The organism is Rhizobium sp. NPDC092011 (assembly GCF_044756305.1).
GTDB lineage: Bacteria > Pseudomonadota > Alphaproteobacteria > Rhizobiales > Rhizobiaceae > Rhizobium.
The window spans coordinates 623687-630016 of record NZ_JBIVSO010000004.1 but is presented as its reverse complement, the minus strand read 5'-3'; the positions used below and the strand labels follow the sequence as shown (position 1 = coordinate 630016).

The following is a 6330-nucleotide window of genomic DNA, read 5'->3' as shown; positions in this document are numbered from 1 at the left end:
CAGGAAACACTAGAGCGAAGGACTTCGTCGCCAGCAGCGCCGCCGCCCTCGTCAGTGATCGGGCTTATAGACCCTACCCATCGAACTAGTCAACACTGACGCTGTAAAAATTCTGACATTTTTACAACATACTGATTTCAAAAGGAAATTTGAAGTGGTTTGGAAAATACAGGAGATTTCTACCGGATTGGATATGTTTTCCGGATTCATTTTACGCCTTTCGCAAGAATCGTCCGGATTGCCTTCCCAAACCGGCGCAAATCGCGCCGCCTGCGCAGACCCCCGGCCTCTCATTGCCAGCAAAACGCCCAGGACCTAATAGAGATCAAACGAACAGGGGAAGCAAAGCATGTTGCTTCTTCACAAGGAGCGGGCGCAAACGGGTTTGCCACACGAATCCGGCACCACGCTATATAGAGCGATATGGAGCCAGCAGGCGTGACATATAAAGTGCCTCCATTGCCGGAGCTTCCGGTCTCGCATGTGCTTGGCGATATCGGCACTGCGCTTTCCGGCCATGGGCGTGCGGTGCTGTCCGCGCCGCCCGGCGCCGGCAAGACGACGCTGGTGCCACTTTATCTTCTGGGGCAGCCATGGCGCGGCGACGGCAGAATCATCCTTCTCGAACCCCGGCGCCTAGCGGCAAGAGCCGCCGCCGCCCGCATGGCCTCGTTACTCAACGAGCAGGTGGGTGACACTGTCGGCTATCGCATGCGGCTCGACAACCGCATCTCTTCCAAGACCCGGATCGAAGTGGTGACGGAAGGCGTGTTCGCGCGGATGATCCTCGACGATCCCGAACTCTCGGGCATTTCGACCGTCATCTTCGACGAATTCCACGAGCGCTCCCTGGACGCCGATTTCGGCCTGGCGCTGGCGCTCGACGTGCAATCGGCATTGCGGGACGATCTGCGTATTCTTGTTATGTCTGCGACGCTCGATGTCGAGCGTGTCGCCAGCCTGCTCGGGCAACCGCCTGTTATCGAAAGCATGGGTCGCAGCTTTCCGATCGACATCCGCCATCAGGATAGGCCGGCGGGAGAGCGGATCGAGGATACGGTGACGCGGGCTATCCTCGATGCGCATGCCAGAGAACAGGGGTCTATCCTCGCCTTCCTTCCGGGACAGGCCGAGATCACTCGGACGGCGGAGAGGCTTCAAGGCCGGTTCGGACCGGAGACGGTAATTGCGCCACTCTATGGTAATCTTAGCCAGAAGGAACAGGATGCGGCTATCCAGCCTGCACCGCAGGGCACGCGCAAGATCGTGCTTGCGACCTCGATCGCCGAAACCTCTATCACCATCGACGGCGTCCGTATCGTCATCGACAGCGGCCAGCAGCGGCTACCCGTTTTCGAGGCCTCGACCGGTATCACGCGCCTGGAGACGGTGCGAGTGTCGCGTGCCTCCGCCGATCAGCGCGCCGGCCGCGCCGGGCGAACCGAGCCCGGCATTGCCATTCGCCTTTGGCATCCCGGCCAGACGGCGGCACTCCCCGCGTTTACGCCGCCGCAGATTCTTTCCAGCGATCTCTCGGGCCTGGCGCTCGACCTCGCGCATTGGGGTGTGCAGGACCCCTCGACGCTTGCCTTCGTCGACCAGCCGCCGGCAACCACGCTCGCGGAGGCACGGACACTCTTGCGGCAACTGGGAGCGCTCGACGCCGAAAACGGACTGACGGCGCATGGCCGGCTGATGCGCGAGCTCGCTCTTCCGCCTCGCCTGGCGGCCATGGTGATCTCGGCTGCAGAATTCGGCCAGGGGCGCGAAGCGGCATTGCTGGCTGTGCTGCTGACCGAGCAAGGGCTTGGCGGCCAGAGCATCGATCTCGAAGAAAGACTGCGCCGCTTCAAGACGGAAAAGGGCGAGCGGGCGGAAGCCGCCCGCCGGCTGGCCGGGCGGCTTGCATCTGCTGCCGGCGGCAAAGGCGCTGCTTCCTCCACCTCCCCCTTAGCGGGTTCGTTGCTGCTGCATGCCTTTCCCGATCGCATCGCTCTGCAGCGCGGCGGGCGCGGCCGTTTTGTCATGGCCAATGGGCGGGGCGCCGAACTGCCGGAGACCGAACGGCTTGCCGGCTCGCAGATGCTCGTGATCGCCGATCTCACTGGCCGGGCGGCGCAGGCACGTATTCTCGCGGCGGCGGAGATTTCGCGTGCTGATGTCGAAGACCATCTGCCAGGCGAGATACGCACCGAAGATCAGAGCTTTTTCGACAAAGCGAGCCGCCAGGTGCGGGCGCGGCGGGCGACGAGGCTCGGCGCCATCATCTTCGAGGAGACGCCTCTGCCCCGCCCCTCCGGCGAGCAGGCTGCCAAAGCACTGGCCGAGGGCATTCGCGAGCTTGGGGTCGATGTGCTGCCTTTTTCCAAGGAAGCGGCGCAGCTGCGCGACAGGATCGGCTTCCTATATAGAACGATCGGCGATCCCTGGCCTGACATGAGCGACGAAGCGCTGCTTGCGCGGCTCGACGAATGGTTCACGCCTTTTCAAAGCGAGGCGCGCGGTCTTTCCGATATTTCGATCGGGGGCCTTTCCAATGGGCTGATGGCGCTGGTGCCGCATGAGCTGCAGCGCGATCTCAGCCGAATGGCGCCGACGCATTTCGAGGCGCCGACCGGCCAGCGTCACCCCATTCAATATGACGGCGAGGAGCCACTCCTCACCATTCGCGTGCAGGAGCTGTTCGGACTGAAGCAGCATCCGGCCGTCGGCGGCGGCAGACTGCCGCTCCTGCTGGAGTTGACATCGCCGGCCCACCGACCGATCCAGACGACGCGCGACCTGCCCGGCTTCTGGGCGGGATCCTGGAAGGATGTGCGTGCCGACATGCGCGGGCGCTATCCGCGGCATCCCTGGCCGGAAGATCCGGCCGATGCCTTGCCGACCACGCGCGCCAAGCCAAGGGGGACCTGACAATGGCACGATTCTTCCGGGGATTGGAAAAGCTGTCCGAGGCCGAGATCCGGGCACAGGACGACCATCACAGCAGCCGGCGGGTGAGGCTGCAGACGCTGGTGCGCCTGCGCTGGCTTGCGGTCGGCGGTCAGACTGTCACCGTCATGATCGTCGCCTTCTGGCTGAAATTCCCCATGCCGCTGATGCCGTGCTGCGTACTGATCGCCTGTCTGGCCTGGATCAACTTCTTCCTCACCCTGCGTTTCCCCCCGACGCACCGGCTGGAGCCGCCGGCCGCCTTCGCGCTGCTCGGCCTCGATCTTCTGCAGCTCAGCGGCCTGCTGCTGATCACCGGCGGGCTCGCCAATCCCTTCTCGGTGCTGGTCTGCGTGCCCGTCATCATTTCCTTCGCCTCGCAGCCGATCCGCTACAGCGTGACGCTGATTGCGCTTGCGATGATCTGCATCACCGGGCTTGCCTTTTCCCCCTTCCCCCTTCCCTGGTACGAAGGCGTCGCCGTAAACGTTCATAGCGTCATGCAGCTGGGCGTCTGGTGCTCGATCGCCTCGACCATGGCCTTTGCGGCCTTCTACGCCTATCGCGTCTCGATGGAGGCCTCGCAGCTTGCCGATGCCCTTTCGGCAACCGAGCTGGTGCTGCAGCGGGAGAAGCATCTGTCGCAGCTTGACGGACTGGCGGCTGCGGCTGCGCACGAGCTCGGGACGCCGCTTGCCACCATCAGCGTCGTCGCCAAGGAGATGGAACGCGAGCTGCGCGAGGACGACCGTTTTCGCGAGGATGTGGCGCTGCTGCGCAGCCAGAGCGAAAGATGCCGCGACATCCTGCGGCGGCTGACGACGCTTTCCTCGGAAGACGAAGCGCATATGCGGCGGCTGACGCTGTCTTCGATGATGGAAGAGATCATTGCTCCCCATCGCGAATTCGGCATTGCGCTGGAGCTGATCGAAAAGAGCCCGCGCGCCGGCGAGCCGGTACTGTCGCGCAATGCCGGCATCATGTACGGGCTCGGCAATCTGATCGAGAACGCCGTCGACTATGCCCGCAAGACGGTGACCGTCACCGTGGAATACACGGCCGACGTGCTGACGATCGTCATCGAAGACGACGGCAGCGGCTATTCGCCCGAAATCCTGGCACGGATCGGAGAGCCCTACGTCACGTCCCGGCAGCGCGACGATACGGCCGGGGGCCTCGGGCTTGGCCTGTTCATTGCCAAGACGCTGCTGGAGCGCTCCGGCGCCGCGCTCTCCTTCACCAACCGCGATCCGGAAACGCCGGGAGCTCGCGTCCGCGTCGAATGGCCGCGCGTATTGATCGACAGTAATTCGACAAAATGATTTTGACGGCTTACAACAGCCTTGGTCAAAATCGGTAGAATATGCAGGCGGATGGTCGCCGGGATAGAAGATAGAATGACGGAAAAAGAGATCGCTGCCCCACACGTCGGGGATAAGGATGCCGCGGCCTATATCGGCGCGGATGCGACACTGCTGATCGTCGATGACGACGGCCCCTTTTTGCGCCGGTTGGCGCGCGCAATGGAAACACGCGGCTTCGTGGTGGAGACGGCGGAATCGGTGGCGGAAGGCGTCGCCAAGACCAAGGTGAACCCGCCGAAATATGCAGTCGTCGACCTTCGCCTCGGCGATGGCAACGGCCTCGAGGTCATCGAGGCGATCCGCCAACGGCGCGATGATACGCATATCGTCGTCTTGACTGGGTACGGCAACATCGCGACAGCCGTCACTGCTGTCAAATTGGGTGCAATCGACTATCTGGCAAAGCCCGCCGACGCCGACGACGTCTTTGCGGCCCTAACGCAACGTCCCGGCGAAAAGGCCGAGGTGCCCGAGAACCCGATGTCGGCGGACCGCGTGCGCTGGGAGCATATCCAGCGCGTCTACGAAATGTGCGAGCGCAACGTTTCCGAGACGGCACGCCGGCTCAACATGCATCGCCGCACGCTGCAGCGCATTCTCGCCAAGCGCGCGCCGAAATAACGCGTTTTCTCGAAGCGCTCCCCTCGCTTGAGCGGTTATTCCGAGGCGAAGGATTTGCCCGTCGCCCATTCGGCCAAGAGCAGGCGCTGAGCCGCCGCGCGGGAGAAGTTCAGCGTCACCGATTTGCGTGTCGCCGGCGGAAGACGATGCTCCGGCGCCTCGCGGATCATGTGGGCGCCGTAGCCATCCGACAGAAAGAGCCCGCACTCCTCCGGAAATATATCCAGCGGCACGTCCTTGTGGGTGGCGAAAAACAGCCGGTCGCAGTGCTGCCGGTATTCGGGCCACTTGCGATCGACCCGAAAATCCTCGATCGAGGTCTTGATCTCGATGATCCAGATCTCGCCTTTCTCGGAAATGCTGATGAGGTCGGCCCGGCGGCCGCTGGCAAGCGGCAACTCCGGCAAGATGGCATGGCGCATCTCATGCAGTAAAAGTTGCACACCTTTGCGTACAAGCATGGCCCGTTCCGACTGCCGGCCATCTATTAACGGATTGTTATTGTAAACGTTCAAAATCGTCATGAATTGCCTCAAGGACACGGCAAGCATTGTTGCAAAAAAACCATGTCTCTCTAATTTGCGCGGCGACTGTATTTTGTAGCGCCAGAGCAGCTTGCAAAGTTTAGTTTAATGGAAAATAAACCGTAGACAACGATGGTATATAGCCATCCGATCCCTGCCACGAAATTTCAAGAGACTTCCATGCGCATCCGTAATGCTACGACCGCACTCGGCCTTGTCGCAATGCTCGCATCGGCTGGCTATGCCACCACTGCCGCAGCCGCGCCGACCGCTACCGCAAAATCCGCCGCAGAGACCATCAAGACGTTCGATGGCGACTATGGCATCACCAGCGATAACGGCTTCCAGCTGCCGGCGATCCCGATCCAGAAGGTGAAGCCGCAGTTCCGCCGCCAGATCGTCGAGTACAAGTCCGACGAAGCTGAAGGCACGATTATCGTCAACACCCGCGAGCGCCATCTCTATTACATCCTCGGCAACGGCGAAGCGATGCGTTACGGCATCGGCGTCGGCAAGCAGGGCTTCTCCTGGTCGGGCACCGCCTACGTCGCGTGGAAGCAGGAATGGCCGAGCTGGCATCCGCCGAAGGAAATGGCCGTTCGCCGTCCTGAAATCGCAAAGTATGTCGACGGCGGCATGAACCCGGGTCTCTCGAACCCGCTCGGTGCTCGCGCCATGTACCTCTACAATGAAAAGGGCCAGGACACGCTGTTCCGCCTGCACGGCACGCCGGAATGGGCTTCGATCGGCACGGCCGCTTCGTCCGGCTGCATCCGCCTGATCAATCAGGATGTGATCGACCTCTACAGCCGCGTTCTGCCGGGTCACAGCACCAAGGTCATCGTTATCCAGTAATACGCTGGCATCGGGATTGAAAAAGGCCGCCGGAT

At 62.1% G+C, this 6330-nt stretch carries 5 protein-coding genes; 4 read left to right on the top strand and 1 reads right to left on the bottom strand.

Annotated features, from left to right (window positions below; genetic code table 11):
* Positions 1-423: 423 nt before the first annotated feature.
* The 3 genes from hrpB (at position 424) to ACIQJ2_RS21195 (ending at position 4916) form a co-directional block, all read left to right on the top strand.
* Positions 424-2913, top strand: a complete 2490-nt coding sequence (gene hrpB / locus ACIQJ2_RS21205) for an ATP-dependent helicase HrpB (RefSeq protein WP_400678162.1) — start codon at positions 424-426, stop codon at positions 2911-2913.
* 2 nt (positions 2914-2915) lie between these two features.
* Entirely contained in the window at positions 2916-4253 is a 1338-nt protein-coding gene (locus ACIQJ2_RS21200; RefSeq protein ID WP_199145705.1) for an ActS/PrrB/RegB family redox-sensitive histidine kinase, read from the top strand.
* A gap of 75 nt (positions 4254-4328) precedes the next feature.
* Entirely contained in the window at positions 4329-4916 is a 588-nt protein-coding gene (locus ACIQJ2_RS21195) for an ActR/PrrA/RegA family redox response regulator transcription factor (RefSeq protein WP_199145707.1), read from the top strand.
* Between the two features lie 35 nt (positions 4917-4951).
* On the opposite strand, the gene ACIQJ2_RS21190 is transcribed toward ACIQJ2_RS21195, so the two are convergent.
* Complete coding sequence (locus ACIQJ2_RS21190; RefSeq protein WP_199145709.1) at positions 4952-5440, bottom strand: MmcB family DNA repair protein; 489 nt, start codon at positions 5438-5440, stop codon at positions 4952-4954.
* Between the two features lie 180 nt (positions 5441-5620).
* Between ACIQJ2_RS21190 and ACIQJ2_RS21185 the strand changes: the two genes are divergently transcribed.
* Positions 5621-6295 carry a L,D-transpeptidase gene (locus ACIQJ2_RS21185; RefSeq protein ID WP_400678164.1) on the top strand — a complete coding sequence of 225 codons (675 nt, stop codon included), beginning with the start codon at positions 5621-5623 and terminating at the stop codon, positions 6293-6295.
* The last annotated feature ends 35 nt before the right edge of the window (positions 6296-6330 follow it).